The organism is Psychroflexus maritimus (assembly GCF_011089875.1).
Classification (GTDB): domain Bacteria; phylum Bacteroidota; class Bacteroidia; order Flavobacteriales; family Flavobacteriaceae; genus Psychroflexus; species Psychroflexus maritimus.
In genome coordinates this window covers 29,721-47,303 of sequence record NZ_JAANAS010000035.1, presented here as the reverse complement: position 1 = coordinate 47,303, position 17,583 = coordinate 29,721, and the positions used below count along the sequence as shown (strand labels likewise).

The following is a 17,583-nucleotide window of genomic DNA, read 5'->3' as shown; positions in this document are numbered from 1 at the left end:
AAATTTTCTATTTTTAAGCATTGAAAGAAAAAAAATCACATCCGGATGTTTGTAATGAAATAGTTTACAAAAAATTATTTTACAATATTGGTGAACAGCTGTTTCAGTTTTTGTTTTTGAAATATCAAAATACTGAAATTGCCAGAGAAGGGATGCAGGAAGCCTTCATTACACTTTGGAAAAATTGTAAAAAAGTGCCGGAGGCTAAAGCTAAAAATTATGTGTTTACGGTTGGCAGAAATCGGGTTGTTGATATTTTGAGAAAAAAGAACAAACACCTCAGCATCACCAACGAAGATTTTCTTAATGAAGACAAAACTGAAGAAGTTAGTGACCAGAAAAAGCAAAAAATGAATTATATTCTTTCAATTATGCCTGAGGCGAGTAAGGAAGCATTTTTGATGAATAGGGTACAGGGTCTGAAATATAAAGAGATTGCTGAAGAATTAGAAATTTCGGTAAAAGCCGTAGAAAAACGAATCAGCATAGCTTTACAGACCATTCGAAAAGAAATCGAAAAATAAGGTAGGGTTTTTTAAAGGCTGTGCGTTTAATATATAGATGAAGGATAAAAACATACATATCATCCACCAATACCTCAATAGAGAAATTGATATTGAAGAGGTAAAGCGTAAACTTTCTGAGGAAGAATTTCAGGCGTGGAAAAGCACACTGGAAGAAGTAGAAGATTTACCCAAACCAGATTTTGATGTTGAACAAGAATTTGAACGTCTTCAGCAGAAAAAGACCATATCCAAAAATAAATCAGAGTTTCCTTTTTTGAAAATAGCCGCTGTCTTAATCGTATTGTTATCAACTTCATTGTTTATATTAACCTATAACGGAACTGATCAAGACATGACCAGTATTACCAGTTCTGTGGCTAAAGAAGATTTTATAAAACTACCGGATGATAGCCAGGTCAGGTTAAATGCCATGTCTAATATTGCTTTCAATCAAGACAATTGGGAGGATGAAAGAATTGTTGCCCTTAAAGGTGAAGCCTACTTTGATGTAGAGGAAGGCAAAACCTTTACAGTAGAAACGCCTAATGGAAGGGTTCAGGTTTTAGGCACAACATTTAATGTAGCATCCAGGAATAGCCGATTTTCTGTGACTTGTTATACCGGAAAAGTCAAAGTCAATTTTTCAGATAGAGAAGTTGTTTTAGAGCCCGGACAGAGCATAGATAATGCAAAACAAAAAATTAGACTTGTCAATACTGCAAAGCCAAATTGGATAATGAAACGCTCAAGTTTTGAAAGTGCGCCACTGGCAGAAGTTATTGCTGACATTGAAAAGCAAAAAAATATCAAAATCAAGCTAAAACTTTCAGACAGCATAAATTTTACAGGTGCCTACAACCATGATATGGAAGCGGAAGATATTATAGATTTGGTCTGCCGTTCTCTTGACCTTAACTATAAAAAATTAAATAGTTCTACATTTGAAATCAGCTCAGCAAAAGACTAATGAAATTTCTAAGGTTCTTTTCTTTCGTCATATTCTTCTGCTGTTTCAATTTGTATTCCCAAAACATCCCTAATCAAATTTCCTGCACCACTATATTAACCAAGGCTGAAAATAAATACGGCGTTTCTTTCAATTATGCGTCTGAAGATTTAAAACAGCTGAATTGCACAGATAGTCTGCCCAAGACTTTCAGTCAATTCAGGAGACTGATAAAATTGACTAATGGGATAGACTTTAGTAAGTATTCCAACGGAATTTGGATTGTATCTAAAGCATATTCCCATAAAATAACACTTAAAACTTCTGCAAAAGAACCTATAGTCGGAGCTTATATAAAGCCTTATAATAAATCTACTAATGTTTATGGTCACTTGTTTTTAGATTTAAAACAGTTTCCTGCTCAATTTACTCTTTCTCATTTCAATCATGAAGATTATAAGTTGATAATTACTGAAGATTCCCCACAGCAAATCTCGGTAATAATGAATCCTAAGCAAATCAATTTAGAGGCTGTTAACCTGAAAGCCTTATACACCAATAGTATTTATATCAATCGGGATAATCATATTCAAGTTGATATCAAAAAAATGCCTCTATTGGCTGGTCAGACGCAACAGGATGCTTTTGTAAGCTTGTTAAATCTCCCTCAAATTTCAACTAACGTAGAATCCGTCGCCGAATTAAATATAAAAGGTGGAATCAATGATCAGAACCTGGTGCTCTGGAATGGCATAAGAATGTTTCAGAACTCCCACTTTTTTGGTTTGCTTTCAGCTTTTAATGAAAATTTAGTTCAAAAGATTAGCGTGATAGACAATGCCACTCCGGCAGAATTCGGGAATGCTCTAACCGGAACAATTAAACTAAACTTTGATGAGAAAATAGCTGATAATAATAGCTATGGTGTTGGAATAAATGCGCTTAGCAGTCAGGCTTTTACCCGTCTGGCTTTAGATGAAAATACCGAGTTTGCTTTTGCTATCCAAAGGTCGTTTACCGATGTTTTTGATTCACCTACGTTTCAATCTTACACCCAAAAAGCTTACAGAGATACTGATCTTGAGTTATCAGAAGATTCAGACCTGTCTGACAACATCACTCGCGAAGCTGATTTTTATTATCAGGATGCTCAATTTCAGATCAAACGAAAGTTCGGAGAAAAATTAAGAATTAATGTACAAGGCATCTGGTTTGAAAACAGGTTAGATTATAGAGAAAATATAAGTATTCAAGACACTAAAACAAGTGACTATAACAATCAAAATGCAGCTATTGGTTTAGACGCCACTTATTCCATAAATAAAAGTGAACGAGTTTTTTTGAAATCAAATTACTCCAGACATGCTTCTGAAGGCATGAACAATACGTTTTCGGGAAATTTAGACACGACTCAATCCAATACCGTTGAAAACTATGTCACTCAATTTATATGGCAAAAGCAAAACCCCAACAGTGTATTTAAAGTGGGTATAGACTTTGAAGGCAGCGTGGTTTTTAATCGTTTTAATAATACTGTTACCGAAGCTTTCCTCAATTTAGGACAGGTTAGTAATATTTATTCTGGTTTTGGTTCCTATAGCTTTCGTAAAGACAAATGGAAATTTTACACCGGCTTTAGGACTGCATATTTTCAGAGAGATGATAAATTGAGGATTGAACCACGATTTCAGGTCGATTACAACCTAAATAAAAATATAGGCGTAGTTCTTCGCGGTGAAGCTAAATCTCAAAACTTTAAGCAGATTATAGATTTAGATCAAAATTTTCTGGGCATTGAAAAGCGAAGATGGGTCGTAAGCGGAGATAGTATTTCACCTCCCTTGCAGCAAACCTATCAAGTTGAAGTCATGCTAAAATGGCGATTGAATAATGTTGGTGGTTACGCCAGTATCTATAATAGAGGGCTAAACGGTATTTCTACAAACGATCAGCGTTTTCAAAATGAAGATCAATTTGAAGATATACTTACAGGGGATTCAAGAATCTATGGGGTGTTGTTTCATATGTATTTTAAAAACAAATGGCTGAATACCTGGTTGAGTTACGCCCATACAGATGAACACCTGAGTTTTGGCAGTCAGGAATTCAGGGGTAATAATAATCTCAATCACCAAATCACTTGGGGTAATCATTTTAAATACAAAAACTGGAGCCTTTCCATAGCATTAAATTACCACACGGGTTTACCTTTTACGCCAACAAATACAAACTTGCCTTTAATAGAACTGTCTAATAGAAATCTAATTAATTTTGAACATGCCAATTCGGGTACACTTCCAGATTATTTTAGATTAGACTCATCGTTACAATATCGATTTAATACTGAAAGAGCGGGAAAATTTAAAATATCACTCGGTTTTATTAACCTCACCGATAAGCACAACTTATTAAGAAAGAACTTCAGGCTCAACAGAATAAATGAGCAAAACATTCAGCAAATCGATAATGTTGGTCTTGGATTTACAGCTAATTTGGGTATTTTATGGACTTTATGATTTTTTTAAGTTTTCTAAGTAGGGTATTTTAATCTTTAAACGCTTAAAGGGTGAATAATAACCTTAAAAATTAAAAATTATGTTAGGATTAAGAAGAATTACAAATTTAGTAGTATTTATTTTCATTTTAGCAACGACGTTTAGTTGCTCTGATGATAATGAAGTTTTAGAACAGCAAGACCCACAATCACAGATTTCTACCGAACTTTCGCAGAGGTTGGTTACAAATACAGGTGGCAATAGCGAGGAGGCAGAGGAATTTAATGATGACATCACATGGTATAAAAGCTCTGATATTGACCCCTCTTATTGCGGTGTTCAGGGAGCGCTCTTAGCATATGAATTGTTTGATGCTAATAATAACTCTTTAGATGGCATTCTAATTACTGGTTGGTCTTTGGAAAGCGGAATAAGCATAGAAGATACGGTTATCCTGTTAGAACAGATTGCTGAACAGGAATATGGGCAAGGAGTACAACTCATTTTTGTGGCTGCTGTGTTAGTAAAACCTATAGATGCAGATACTGCAGATGTTGCGCAAGTGTCTAACTATACCGTATTTGCCGATTATTTTAAAGATTGTCAGAGCTCCAACGTTATATTTGAAGAAGAAGATAATTCAATAGATGTTTCTTCGCTTATGCCTGAACCTGATCCGGTTGATTTTCCAGATGAGACTTTACCATGTGCCAGCTTAGAATTTCCAGTTGACATTATAATAGCAGATGAAAATGATGCTGCTGCTACGTCTCAAGTCACTGTTGATGAACAAGGTTTAATTAGCTATTTAACGGCTAATGTTTCTGGTCTTGTGTTTATTGACTTTGTTTATCCTGTAAATGTAAATCTTGCAGATGGTACGCAGGTTGCAGCCAATAGCGCAACTGAACTCGAACAAATATTTGACCAAAATTGTGACTAAAAAGTCCTGAGTATAAAAAAGCCGTGATCCACTCACGGCTTTTTTATTTTATTTTCTGAAGAAACAGTTTAATTTAAATTTAAAATCCTTTGCAAAACTACAAAGGATTTTGGTTGGTTTAAAATGGCTAAATGATTAGCACTTATTTGCTCTTGATGTTTTACTTTCAACTTGAGAAAGTTTATCTTTATTTTCAGCTAAGCATTCTTTGAGATTGGTTCTGTCTTTGGCGATACTTTCAGCTTAAAGAGCAGCAGATTCAGCTTCCCTGTAATCTGCGTTTTCTTCAAATGTCGGACCAAGCAGACCAAGCCTTTATAAAGCATTATCTGATGGAGCAAAGCCACAGTTTGGTACAATAATGAAAGTATTGAGGGCTATTGGTGGTCAAATCAACGTGAAACCAATGTCAGCGTAAAAAAACGCACCACAACAGCGGTTTGCAACAATGGCGGGGCTTTGGAGTTGAAACGAGAGGTTTAGGCTAATTTATTAACTTTGAGAATTGAAACGAAAGTGAATTGCTATTTTGCCCGCCACTATAGCAAGCCGCGAGACGTTTTAGTTAAATTCAAAAAAAGAAAAGCTAGAACTCCCGTACTTTCGTTTTTCTTTAAATCCATGTAATGAGTCCAGATTGGTGTGTTTTGAATGTTCTATAATTAACATGCCTTCTTCTTTTAGCAGTTTTCTTTCTTTAACTAGTTTTGTAATTTGTTCTACTTCTTCCACCTCAAAATTATAGGGCGGGTCGGCAAAAATTAAATCTGATATGATTGGAGTTTTGTTTAAAAAATCAAATACATCCGACTGAATTACTTGAATTGGGGCTTCAAGTTCCTCGGCTGTTTCCTTAATAAACTGGCAAGACCCAGAGTGGCTATCAACGGCTACTATTGTTTTTGTACCTCGCGAAGCAAATTCTAAAGAAATACTTCCAATTCCAGCAAATAAATCAATTACTTCTATGGTTGAAAAGAAGATTTGATTGTTGAGGATATTGAACAAGGCTTCCTTAGCAAAATCGGTAGTAGGTCTTGCGGGAATGTTTTTTGGAGCAGTTATTCTTCGGCCTTTATATTTTCCTGAGACTATGCGCATAATTTTTATCGAATAAAAGTTGAAATGATTTAAGCTGGATTTCAGTGAAGGTATATTCTATTTCACTAAATAAAAAATCTACGTGTTTGATGTAATTATACAAGTAGCTATAGGCCTTATTAGATTTTTCTAATTTGCCAAAAATTAATAGAATCATTTCCTCTCTATCTAATTTAGTTTGCTCTATACAAAAAAGAATATAGTAGGCTAAATCTTCTTGGGTTTGATAATTAAAGCTGTTTGCCATAATTAGTTTTTTTCCTTGAAACACACTAAGACTTATACAATTAGCTTCAACATAAACAAGCATCCGCTCTCTTTCTTGATCCAATTCTATATTGATTTTGATAAGCGGTTCTAGTAGGTGCTGGTAATCAAAAGTTCCTACAAGGTCAATAAAGTAGTTATTAATATTATTAAATGGTATGTAAGTAATTGTTAGGTTCGCTTCTTTAATTTCATCTGAAGCTAAATAGTCTCCAGGTAAAATTTTGGTGTTATATTTTATGATGTCTGAAGCTGATTTCTCATCAAAGTAGGTTGTAGGGCATAAGCTAAACAACGAATTATGGTAACATATATGAAGGTTTTCTATGGCATTAGCTTCAATGAAATCTTTGTCAATTTCTTGACTGATAAGCGAAAGAAGATTTTCAGGGGTTTTTGATTGATTTTCACCTAAATTAAAATGCAATAATTCTTCTCCATTTAAAGACTCTTTATAATTTAAAAAAGAAAATCCATCCTGACGAATCAGAATGGATAAATTGTTTTTTATGTGATTATGATTAATTTTGTTTTCCATAGGTTGTTGGCCAATTACCACTGGTGCTTATTTCGTCCATAGAACCAACAATAATAGACTCTCCGTTAATTCCATCAACAGATTTTGTTTGCATCTCTTGGTTTAATAAATCCTTGTCTTGGTCTGCTAAAATCCATTCTTTAGGAACTTCAACTTTAAAAACAGGTGTATTAACCCCTTTAATGTCTATTAAGCCTGCATTCATTTTCATTTGTTTTCCATCGGTAAACGGAACCTCCATCATAGTTTTATATCTATCTGATTTTCCGAATAAGGAATCCTTAACTTTTTTAAAGCCTAAAGTATCAACAACATAATCGTCTATATATTTATCAACCCCATAATTTTTAGCGTACTCTTTGTCAAGATAGGTAGTATCTCTTCGTTGTGTAATTACAAAATCAGCCGTATCTAAAAAGCGTAAAAGTTGATCAAAATTTTTGGCATAGCTACGGTTAATTTCTTGATGAGCCATTTGAACTTTTCGCACATCTCTCAATTTGTCAATAACTTCTGCATAACGTTTTTCTTTTACCTTGTTAAATTTTACAGGGCCGTAAATGGCTTTGTAATTCATATAAGCTAATACGCCAATTCCTACGATTAAAACAAAAGATAATATAGGTCTAAGTTTCTTGGGTAAGTAGTTGTCAATTACTTTAACTAATCCAAATACAATTAAAATACCTACTACAATGTAAATAGCAATTTCTAACATCAGTTTTGTTTGTTTGTTTCTTAATAAGACAAAACTACAATTTTTTTTGATTTAAGAAAGTTTCGCTTTGTAAATTCCACTTTAAATTTAATTTTTTTTTAAAAACCATTATTTAACTTGATCATTACCTATATTCTTAAGTCTTTTTTTTTGAATTAGTATAATAGGAGTTACTATTTTATCTTTATTCATTTTAAAAGATTAACTTTGAGTTTTTATCAATTTTATGGAAGAAAAGAAATTTTATCAACTTTTAAAACAAGATTTAGGTCATCCACCAACTTTAAAACAGGATTTAGGACTTCAGCTTTTAGCTAAATTTATTGTTCAAGAACACAACGATTATATTTATGTACTAAAAGGCTATGCCGGTACAGGAAAAACAACCATGATTGGAACTTTGGTGAAAAACATCGCTAAGGTCAAAAAAAAACTTGTTCTTACCGCTCCTACAGGTCGAGCAGCTAAAGTAATTTCAAATTATTCTAATCAGTCGGCTCAAACTATTCACAGAAGAATTTATTACCCCAAAAAAACAAGTGGTGGGGGAGTTAGTTTTGTGGCGCAACAAAATAAATTTAAAAACACTATTTTTATTGTTGATGAAGCTTCTATGATTCCAGATTTACCCACGGGAGACGAGCTTTTTAGTAAAGGTTCGCTGCTGGAAGATTTAGTTGAATATGTTTATGCTGGCGAAAACTGCCAACTAATTTTTATTGGTGATACTGCCCAATTACCTCCCGTAAAAGCTGAGTTAAGCCCGGCTTTAGATGAAAAATTACTAGCTATGCAGTTTCAAATGGAAGTAGTTGGTGTAGAGCTAGACGAAGTGGTAAGACAAGAATTGGAAAGCGATATATTATTAAACGCCACTAGAATTAGAGACGCTATTCAGGATGAAGTTTATGTTGATTTTCAATTTAAATTAACTGGAAAAGCCGATATGCAAAGATTGGTAGATGGCTATGAAATTATGGACGCCATTAATGATGCCTATCACAATAACGGGCATCAAGATACAGCTATTATTGTTCGCTCTAACAAACGAGCTAACTTATACAATCAACAAATTAGAGCGCGAATTTTATACCGTGAAGATGAAATTGCCCCAGGCGATTTTCTAATGGTGGTCAAGAATAACTACTTCTGGGTAAAACCAAATTCGGAAGCAGGTTTTATTGCTAATGGAGATATTATCGAAATTCTAGAGATTTTTAACTTTAAGGATTTGTATGGTTTTCGCTTTGCGGAAGTAAAAGTGCAAATGGTTGATTATCCTAAAATGCAAGCTTTTGAAACCGTATTAATTCTGGATACTTTAGACGCTAATGCACCTTCATTAACCTACGAGCAATCCAATCAACTTTACGAAGAAGTGATGAAAGATTACCAGAACGAACGATCAAAATACAAAAAATTCATGAAAGTGAAAGCGAATAAGTACTTTAATGCATTACAGGTAAAATTTAGTTACGCCATTACCTGTCATAAATCGCAAGGGGGCCAGTGGCCAACCGTTTTTGTAGAACAACCTTATTTACGTGATGGAGTAAATAAAGACTACTTAAGATGGCTTTATACCGCTATAACCCGAGCCCAAAATAAATTATACTTAATCGGTTTTAAAGACGATTTTTTTGAAGGTGAAGATTAAGAATTAAGTATAAAGAATTAAGAATTAAGAATTAAGAATTAAGATTTCTTGAACAGTAAACAAATTTCTCTGTGTGCTTTGCGTCTTTGCGGTGATTAAAGCGTAAAAAAAGAATTAAGTACAAAGAATTAAGAATTAAGAATTCTTGAACAGTAAACAAATTTTTCTGTGTGCTTTGCGTGAAATAAAGAATTAAGAATAAAGAAATTATAATGAAGAGGTTAGTAATTAGATATGAGAAATTTAGAATGAAGAGGTTAGAAGTTAGAAATAAGAAAACAGATAACCTACAACCGTCATCCGCCAACTGACAACTAAAATGCAAATAATATAAACAGATGAAACACGCATGTACAAATTTTCTACACACAAGAGGATGATTATACGTGTCGCATCTGACCATTGAAAAACAATAAAATAAACAGATGAAAATAATAGCAATGATTCCTGCCCGTTACGAAGCTTCAAGGTTTCCAGGGAAGCTAATGAAAGATTTAGAAGGTAAATCCGTTATAAGAAGAACTTATGAAGCTACATTAAAAACAAAACTTTTTGACCAAGTATTTGTAGTAACTGATTCAAAAGTAATTTATAAGGAGATCACAGCCCACGGCGGTAAAGCTATCATCAGTAAAAAAGAGCATGAATGTGGAAGTGACCGAATTGCAGAAGCTATAGAATCCATTGATGCCGATATTGTAATTAATGTTCAAGGCGACGAGCCTTTTACCAATAAAGAAGTGTTACAAGAACTTATTCAAGTTTTTGAGGCCGATTTCCAAAAAGAAATCGATTTAGCTTCAGTAAAAACCCCACTCACCACTAAAGAAGAAATCGAAAATCCAAACAATGTTAAAGTAATTACCGATTTAAATAATACTGCTTTGTATTTTTCAAGATCGCCAATTCCTTTTCCTAGAGAAAAAGGTTTGAAGGTAGATTACTATAAACACATCGGTATTTACGCTTTCAGAAAAAAAGCTTTGATGGAATTTTACCACCAAAATCAAACCCCGCTTGAAGCCACTGAAAAAATAGAATGTATCAGGTATTTAGAGCATGGTAAAAAAATAAAAATGATTACCACCACAACTCCTAATGTGGGTATTGATACGCCTGAAGACTTAGAAAAAGCAAAACAAATGCTTAACAAAAAAAAATGACTAAATCCTAACATCGATAAGAATGATTAACACCTTATCGCTAAGACTATCAAAACCTAACTCTCTTTTTGTTTATTTTGAATTTCTCATTTAAACCTATTAATACTATTAATCGAACTCAGGTTCGAAATAAATCAAATTTCTTAACCTGAGGTTAAATAGCGTAAAAAACTATCATTCAAATTTAATTGTTACAAAAAACAAACTAATTTAGAGCAAAATTTTTATTATGAACCAAAGATTTAGACTACTACTTACCTCATTAATAGTTTTTTTTGTTCAACTAGCTGTTGCTCAAGTAAATGTTGAAGAAAAATACAACAAGAAAGAAGTTCAGATTGAAATGCGTGATGGTGTAAAATTACACACCACCATTTACAGTCCTAAAGACACCTCTAAATCGTATCCCATTCTATTCCAAAGAACTCCCTACAGTTGCCGCCCCTACGGAGAAGATCAATTTCGCAAAAGCATTGGTCCCAATCCTTACTTAGCCGAAGAAGGAAACATCATTGTTTACCAAGATGTGCGCGGACGTTGGATGAGCGAGGGAACTTATGATAATATGCGCGCTTTCAATCCCAACAAAAAAGGAAAGGAAACCGATGAGGCTTCAGATACTTACGACACTATAGAATGGCTAGTAAACAATGTGCAAAATAATAATGGAAATGTTGGTACTTGGGGAATTTCTTATCCAGGCCATTATGCCGCTTTTTCTGTCCTTTCTGGACATCCTGCACTTAAAGCCGCTTCTCCTCAAGCACCTATAGGCGATTTCTACTTTGATGATTTTCACCACAATGGCGCATACTTGCTCAGTTATTGGATTGCAACATCGCTTTTTGGTTATGAAAAATCAGCGCCTACCAATCAGCCTTGGTATTCCATTCCAGATATCGGTACAAAAGATGCTTACCAATTTTTTTTAGACGTGGGACCTTTGTCTAATTTAGACCACTATTATGGAGAAGATAATGTGTTTTGGCAACAATTAAAAGATCATCCCGATTATGACGAATTTTGGCAATCGCGTGGATTAGTACAACACATGAAAAACGTTGAGCCAGCGGTAATGACCGTAGGTGGACTTTTTGATGCTGAAGACCTTTACGGCCCCTTCAATATCTACAAAAGCTTAGAAAAAAACAGTAATAATCACAATACCCTAGTTTTTGGCCCTTGGAGTCATGGCGATTGGGCTAGACAAAGCAAGCGACAAGCAGTTGGGAATATTTATTTTGGAGATGATATTTCTAAAAACTACCAAAAAGATATTGAAACTCCATTTTTTAATTATTTCTTAAAAGGAGAAGGCAAAAATAACTTACCCGAAGCTTATGTTTTTGATACAGGAAAAAAAGAATGGAATAGTTACGAGCAATGGCCTCCAAAAGCTATTGAAAAAGAAAGTTTTTACCTTAATGCAAATCAGACACTTTCCTCAACCGCAACCCAAGGTTTTGATGAATTTGTAAGCGATATCAACAAGCCAGTACCTTTTACCGAAGATATTAAAGTAACTTTTACACCAAGAAAGTTCATGACCGATGATCAGCGTTTTGCCGCTAGGCGACCCGATGTAATGATTTATGAAACAGAAGTTTTGGAAGAAGACCTCAAATTAAGCGGTGAAATTCTAGCCCAACTCAAAGTGGCAACTACCGGCACCGACGCCGATTGGATTGTAAAGGTAGTGGACGTGCATCCGCATGAGGCAGAAAATACAGGAGAAATGCAAGACCATCTACAAATGAGCAATTACCACATGATGGTGAGAAGTGAAGTGTTTAGAGGTCGTTACAGAGACGGATTTGACCAACCCAAAGCCTTTGAACCCAACACGAAAACCGAAGTAGATATCATACTTCAAGACATTAATCACACCTTCAAGAAAGGACACAAATTGCAAATTCAAGTCCAAAGTACCATGTTTCCTTACATTGACAGAAATCCACAGAATTTCGTAGATAATATTTTTAAAGCAAAAGCCTCCGATTACCAAACTCAAACCCACAAAATTTACCACGATTCTAAAATCACTTTCGACAAGATTTCTCAATAAAAGACAACTTGTTTTTAGAAGATTTTTTTGGCGTTTAAACGGGCTGTCCGCTAAAGTTGGTTCACAAAAATCAGTTTTTAGTCACCTTGCCAAGAGCTTCTATGGTCGCTTTGGCAATGCGCTAAAAACAAGCTTTTTGTTTCACCAAGCTACCGCTTCCATCCCTAACGCAAATAACATTTGGGTTTGTAACAGGTTTTGTTTTTAAACCTGAGTTCGGTTATTCTCCCTTTGTCAAAACTGTTTTAAATAGTAAGATACGAACTTTTTTAAGACGTAATAGCTGGATATTGCGGAGTAAAAAAGTAAAGTAGATTGCTGTTTAAAACTGATTACTCTATCTTATTCAATAAGAACATCCATTTACTGCGTTAATTTTAATCACGATAGCTAAGGCTATCCTTCAAAAAATTGCCTTGTAACTGAATATCCTTATTGATTTTGACTTTGTGATTATAATCGAACTCAGGTTTTAAATAATAAGGTAGGAATTTGAAAAACAAAAACCATTGTTTTTCTCCCGGCCCTAGGAGACTTGCATGTGTGGAGAAATTAGAAATCATTCTTCATCATCAACCCAGGGTAGTCGCATAATTTTTAACGTCTTGCGTATAACGAAAGTAGCGAGCTAAAACGCGCAAATTTTTCGGTTAAATTATAAGTTTCTAAAAACACACTACCAACGCTTCGGAATCGTTTCAGCAATAAATTCGCCACCTGCCTGACCGGCAAAGGCAGGTTTTTGCTATGCGCTGTTGGCAACTGGCTTTATTTCGTTCTTTTTATCTTCTCAGGAAACTGTCTTGTATCAAAAACATCCGCAACTCTGATTTCTGCATTTTTTTGATCTACAGAATAAATAATCTTGAAGCTTTTAAAAACCAAATAACGATATTCTATTTTTCTTTCTTTTAAAAGTGGTTCTTTTTGTCCAATAAAAGGACTTTTTCGAAGTATTTCAGGTTTGTTTAAAATGCCTTGAATAATTTCTATTGCAAGGCTTAAACTCGTTTCATTTTCGTAATATTCAAAATCTCGTCAAGTTGAAATTCAGAGAATTCTGACCAAATAACCTCATATTTCATTATTGATATTTTGTTAGAAGCTCAGAGGTCTTTTTAAATCGTTTGTTTTTAAAATCCGATTCAGATTTTTCAATTCTGTCATTTAAAACTTCTTTTGTCATCGGATTTTCAATAAGTTCATTAGATGACTTTTTCTCTTTTTTGAGTATTTTTTCGAATTTAGATATAAGCTCATCGTTTTGAAGTTTCAAAAACTCTTGAATAAATTTTATTTTTCTTGTTTGAATATCCATTTTCGTTATTTTTTGTCAAATATACGAATTAATCATTTTGATGTTTTTTTTGAGTTATTTTTTTAGCTTGTTGCCAACTCGTTTATGTCCAAAATATCACGACACCAGAGAAGTCGCATATTAGATTTATTATGACATTTCCACTATTTATTTCATTAGAAAAATAAATTTGAATTAATTTTACAGAGAGTTTAAGCTATAAAAATCGGATGTACATGAAATCAATAATAAAAGAATTTAAAGAGTTTGCCGTAAAAGGAAATGTATTCGACATGGCTGTCGGAATAATTATTGGAGGCGCTTTTAGTAAAGTAGTCTCTTCTTTGGTAAAAGATATCATCATGCCTCCCATAGGTTATTTTACGGGACAAGTAAATTTTTCAAGCTTTCAATGGGTTATTCAAGCTCCAAAAGTTGTGAAAGACACTTCAGTAAGAGAAGAAATCACCATCAATTACGGTACGTTTATAGAAAACTCATTCGATTTTTTCATTGTTGCGTTCTCTATGTTTTTGGTCATTCGATTGTTTAACAAGCTTAAAAAAGAATCTGAAGACGAATCAAATCCGAATGAAGTTACTCCAAAAGACATACTCTTACTTGCTGAAATCAGAGATTTACTTAAGGAGCAAAAAGAGCAAAAGTCTAATCAATAATAAAGCATAAAAAAAGCCCTCAAATTGAGGACTTTTTTTTATGAGATCAAGAGTAAAATTACATTCTTCTCTTTTCTTTAATACGAGCCTTCTTACCAGTAAGTTCTCTAAAGTAGTAAATTCTTGCTCTACGCACACTACCTTTTTTGTTTACTTCAATTTTTTGAAGTGCAGGTAAATTCATTGGGAAGATTCTTTCAACACCAACCGTACCACTCATTTTTCTAAGGGTAAAAGTTTTGGTAGCACCAGAACCTTTTACTTGAATCACAGTTCCTTTAAAAAACTGAGTTCTTGTTTTTTGCCCTTCCTTAATTTCGTAATAAGCAGTAATGGTATCACCCGCTTGAAATTCAGGAAAATCTTTCTTTTCTACAAATTCGTCTTGAACGTATTTAATTAAGTCCATTTCTAAAATATATTAATTGTTATCCTTAAAGCAACATTCACGGATTTCGCCAGAGGTTAATTTAAGCGTGTGCAAAATTACTTCTTTTTTTGATTCTAGCAAATTTAATCGAAATTATTCATTCTAAAACCGACCTCAGCGAGTTTGTATGTTTGTAGAAAAGCAGAAATTAACCTCCATCACGAACTTATCTAGGTTCAATAATTTAAAACAGATTTATGGGTGCGCAAAATTAGAAAGAGAAATCATTAACCAAATTCTTGTATCGTTTAGAAAAAAGAAAAACGTATTTTTGAGTAAAATAAAATTATGGTTGTTCAAGTTGATACAAATTTAATAAAAGACCTTAAAAATAAAGCAAAAGCAAGCCAACGAAAGCGTTATTTACATTCGCTTCATCCTAACCACGAGGCTTTTCTACATACCATGATTAATGTATTTTGCAAAGGGACGTATGTTGTTCCTCATCGGCATTATGTGAAAGATGAAAACCATCAAATCACCAAGAAAGGGGAGTCGTTTTTTGTACTCGAAGGAAAAGCTAAACTCATTACTTTTACAGACGAAGGTGAGGTTTTAGAAGTTTATCAAATGCATGCTAATCAGAAGCCTATGCTTTGGCTGTCTGAAGAAACTTGGCACACCATAGTCCCTACAACCGATTTCTTTGTTGTTTTTGAAAATAAAACAGGTCCTTGGAAAGCCTCAACCGATAAAGCTTTTCATCCAGGATTTCCAAAAGAAGGAGAGCAGGGGATTGATATGTTGATTAAAGAATGGGAGAAGCTTTAATGTTACTTAGTTAATATTAGTTATTATTTGAAATGAATGTAAAAGAAAATAGCCTGACCCGACCGTTTCGAGAAGGATTTTTTTCTTTATCTAAATTAGAAAAATCAAGCATAGCTATAGCTAGGGTTTATTTTTTTAACGACATCTATCAAAAAAGAGAGGATTTATTAGTTTCATTTTATGGTTTAATGGGTGTTATTTCTATAAAGACTAGAACTCCATAGATTCTTTTCAATTATAGAAACGCCTATTCCTCATCCAGCAAATCAGGCCTTCTTGTTTTTGTTCTTTGGTAGGATTGTTCGTCACGCCAATCTTCAATTTTGGTAAAATTTCCAGAGGTTAAAACTTCAGGAACTTTCCAGCCTTTGTATTCAGCGGGTCTGGTGTAGATAGGAGGGGCTAAAAGTTGATCCTGAAAAGAATCGGTTAAAGCAGAAGTTTCGTTGCCTAAAACCCCAGGAATTAAGCGGATGATGGAATCACACAAAACCGCCGCACCTAATTCGCCTCCCGATAGTACATAATCGCCTATCGATATTTCTTTAGTAATAAACTGTTCTCTTACGCGTTCATCTACGCCTTTATAATGACCACATAAAATGATAAGATTTTTCTTAAGCGATAAAGTATTTACTAATCCCTGTTTCATTTGTTCACCATCGGGAGTCATATAAATGATTTCATCATATTCACGTTCTGACTTCAATTGAGAAATACATTTATCAATTGGCTCAATCATTAAAACCATTCCCGCTCCACCTCCAAATTGATAATCATCTACTTGTTTGTAGCTATTGGAAGTATAATCTCTTAAATTATGTAAGTGAATTTCAACAAGGCCTTTATCAATAGCACGTTTTAAAATAGAAGCACTAAACGGACTTTCTAGAAGATTTGGAACAACGCTAATTATGTCTATGCGCATATTATTGTTTATTAGCTTTGAGTTTGTTAACCAAATTCTTCTGATCCTGCAATTCTCTTCCTAATTTTTGTTGTTTCTCTAGCGCCTTTCTTTTATAATCTTCAAACTCTTTTTCAACTGCTTCAAGTTGTTTTTTTGCATGGGTAGTAGTATTGCTATTCACTTTAAATCTAAGGATAATTAAAATTAAAATGACTACAAGAACACCAACAATTCCCCACATCGTAGCTTGATAAACACCCTTACTTAATGCTGAGCCAAAAAATAAAATTTGATTTTTTTGTGCTGTAATTTTTTCTAGATTAGTTTGCGATGTTTCGAGTTGGTTGTGTAAATCAACAATTTTTTTTTCTTTCTTTTTTAATTGATTGTCATGATTTTCTATCTCTTTCTCTAATTCATCTAACTTTTTAGATAAATTATTTCTAAAGTTGTTAAGCTGGGGTTTTTTGACCATTTTGTAGTCTTCCCAATTATTAGCCTTATCAATAATTTGATCATAGGTTTCAAGTAAATTTTGTGGGGTTTCTTCTTGCGCATTCAAGTTAAATTGAAATACGATTATACTAAAACCTAAAAAGAAAAAAATATTTTTCATTAGTAATAATTTTAATTTCAAAAGTAAAGATATTTTTTGAGGACATTGTTTAAAGTAGGTATTTTTACAAAATAAAATCCGCTTCAATAATTGAAACGGATTTTATTCAAACCTAACTCATTTAACTATCCTTATGCATATAGGATTGTTTGCCTAGCAACTCTTCTTCAGTTTCTTCGTGTTCTTCATCTGGAACACAACAATCAACTGGACAAACTGCTGCACATTGAGGTTCTTCATGGAAGCCCATGCATTCTGTACATTTATCTGCAACAATATAATATACTTCATCATCTATGGGTTCTTGCGCTTCATCAGCATTAGCCTTTTTTCCATTAGGCAAAACAATGTCGCCTTCTAAATCGGTTCCATCGGAATAACGCCAATCATCTGCACCCTCATATATTGCTGTATTGGGGCATTCTGGTTCACAGGCGCCACAATTTATACATTCATCTGTTATTTTAATAGCCATTTTTTCTG

At 33.7% G+C, this 17,583-nt stretch carries 17 protein-coding genes and 1 pseudogene; 10 read left to right on the top strand and 8 right to left on the bottom strand.

Annotated features, from left to right (window positions below):
* Window positions 1-20 precede the first annotated feature (20 nt).
* The 5 genes and pseudogenes from G7034_RS03625 to G7034_RS12070 all read left to right on the top strand — a co-directional run.
* Window positions 21-524, top strand: coding sequence for an RNA polymerase sigma factor (locus tag G7034_RS03625; protein WP_166399602.1), 504 nt, complete (start codon window positions 21-23; stop codon window positions 522-524).
* A 37-nt stretch (window positions 525-561) separates the two neighbouring features.
* On the top strand, window positions 562-1,473 hold the full coding sequence (locus tag G7034_RS03620; RefSeq protein WP_166399601.1) for a FecR family protein: 912 nt from the start codon (window positions 562-564) through the stop codon (window positions 1,471-1,473).
* Window positions 1,474-1,688: 215 nt separating this feature from the next.
* Window positions 1,689-3,968, top strand: coding sequence for a TonB-dependent receptor plug domain-containing protein (locus tag G7034_RS03615; protein ID WP_166399600.1), 2,280 nt, complete (start codon window positions 1,689-1,691; stop codon window positions 3,966-3,968).
* 79 nt (window positions 3,969-4,047) lie between these two features.
* The gene (locus tag G7034_RS03610; RefSeq protein ID WP_166399599.1) at window positions 4,048-4,890 is read left to right on the top strand and encodes a hypothetical protein; all 843 of its coding nucleotides are present in this window, start codon (window positions 4,048-4,050) and stop codon (window positions 4,888-4,890) included.
* 295 nt (window positions 4,891-5,185) lie between these two features.
* Window positions 5,186-5,308 (top strand): annotated as a pseudogene (locus G7034_RS12070) (helix-turn-helix domain-containing transcriptional regulator); the annotation flags it as partial.
* 143 nt (window positions 5,309-5,451) lie between these two features.
* Here G7034_RS12070 and rsmD read toward each other — a convergent pair.
* The 3 genes from rsmD to G7034_RS03595 are packed head-to-tail and all read right to left on the bottom strand — an operon-like array spanning window position 5,452 to window position 7,514.
* Window positions 5,452-5,991: a 16S rRNA (guanine(966)-N(2))-methyltransferase RsmD gene (gene rsmD / locus G7034_RS03605; protein ID WP_166399598.1), complete on the bottom strand. Its 540-nt coding sequence runs from the start codon at window positions 5,989-5,991 to the stop codon at window positions 5,452-5,454.
* Window positions 5,966-6,796, bottom strand: a complete 831-nt coding sequence (locus G7034_RS03600) for a DUF3822 family protein (RefSeq protein WP_166399597.1) — start codon at window positions 6,794-6,796, stop codon at window positions 5,966-5,968. The genes rsmD and G7034_RS03600 overlap by 26 nt, the downstream gene beginning before the upstream one ends.
* On the bottom strand, window positions 6,780-7,514 hold the full coding sequence (locus G7034_RS03595) for a hypothetical protein (protein WP_246166738.1): 735 nt from the start codon (window positions 7,512-7,514) through the stop codon (window positions 6,780-6,782). The genes G7034_RS03600 and G7034_RS03595 overlap by 17 nt, the downstream gene beginning before the upstream one ends.
* Before the next feature lie 226 nt (window positions 7,515-7,740).
* Here G7034_RS03595 and G7034_RS03590 point away from each other — a divergent pair, with 226 nt between their 5' ends.
* From G7034_RS03590 to G7034_RS03580, 3 genes are all read left to right on the top strand, one after another.
* The gene (locus G7034_RS03590; protein ID WP_166399596.1) at window positions 7,741-9,171 is read left to right on the top strand and encodes an ATP-dependent DNA helicase; all 1,431 of its coding nucleotides are present in this window, start codon (window positions 7,741-7,743) and stop codon (window positions 9,169-9,171) included.
* 425 nt (window positions 9,172-9,596) lie between these two features.
* Entirely contained in the window at window positions 9,597-10,334 is a 738-nt protein-coding gene (gene kdsB, locus G7034_RS03585) for a 3-deoxy-manno-octulosonate cytidylyltransferase (protein WP_166399595.1), read from the top strand.
* Between the two features lie 229 nt (window positions 10,335-10,563).
* Window positions 10,564-12,399: a CocE/NonD family hydrolase gene (locus tag G7034_RS03580; protein WP_166399594.1), complete on the top strand. Its 1,836-nt coding sequence runs from the start codon at window positions 10,564-10,566 to the stop codon at window positions 12,397-12,399.
* A 1,084-nt stretch (window positions 12,400-13,483) separates the two neighbouring features.
* Here the strand turns inward: G7034_RS03580 and G7034_RS03575 are convergent.
* A complete protein-coding gene (locus tag G7034_RS03575) occupies window positions 13,484-13,717 on the bottom strand; it encodes a hypothetical protein (RefSeq protein ID WP_166399593.1) in 234 nt (77 codons plus the stop codon).
* 215 nt (window positions 13,718-13,932) lie between these two features.
* On the opposite strand from G7034_RS03575, the gene mscL reads away from it, so the two are divergent.
* On the top strand, window positions 13,933-14,373 hold the full coding sequence (gene mscL / locus G7034_RS03570) for a large-conductance mechanosensitive channel protein MscL (protein ID WP_187349857.1): 441 nt from the start codon (window positions 13,933-13,935) through the stop codon (window positions 14,371-14,373).
* Between the two features lie 58 nt (window positions 14,374-14,431).
* Here mscL and rplS read toward each other — a convergent pair whose 3' ends face one another.
* A complete protein-coding gene (rplS, locus tag G7034_RS03565; protein ID WP_166399592.1) occupies window positions 14,432-14,782 on the bottom strand; it encodes a 50S ribosomal protein L19 in 351 nt (116 codons plus the stop codon).
* 309 nt (window positions 14,783-15,091) lie between these two features.
* Here rplS and G7034_RS03560 point away from each other — a divergent pair, with 309 nt between their 5' ends.
* Window positions 15,092-15,574: a WbuC family cupin fold metalloprotein gene (locus G7034_RS03560; RefSeq protein ID WP_166399591.1), complete on the top strand. Its 483-nt coding sequence runs from the start codon at window positions 15,092-15,094 to the stop codon at window positions 15,572-15,574.
* Window positions 15,575-15,821: 247 nt separating this feature from the next.
* Here the strand turns inward: G7034_RS03560 and trmD are convergent, their stop codons facing one another.
* The 3 genes from trmD to G7034_RS03545 all read right to left on the bottom strand — a co-directional run bounded on the left by trmD (window position 15,822) and on the right by G7034_RS03545 (window position 17,575).
* Window positions 15,822-16,502: a tRNA (guanosine(37)-N1)-methyltransferase TrmD gene (gene trmD, locus G7034_RS03555; protein WP_166399590.1), complete on the bottom strand. Its 681-nt coding sequence runs from the start codon at window positions 16,500-16,502 to the stop codon at window positions 15,822-15,824.
* Between the two features lies 1 nt (window position 16,503).
* Window positions 16,504-17,100: a coiled-coil domain-containing protein gene (locus tag G7034_RS03550; protein WP_166399589.1), complete on the bottom strand. Its 597-nt coding sequence runs from the start codon at window positions 17,098-17,100 to the stop codon at window positions 16,504-16,506.
* Between the two features lie 121 nt (window positions 17,101-17,221).
* Window positions 17,222-17,575 carry a 4Fe-4S dicluster domain-containing protein gene (locus G7034_RS03545; RefSeq protein WP_166399588.1) on the bottom strand — a complete coding sequence of 118 codons (354 nt, stop codon included), beginning with the start codon at window positions 17,573-17,575 and terminating at the stop codon, window positions 17,222-17,224.
* Window positions 17,576-17,583: the final 8 nt, after the last annotated feature.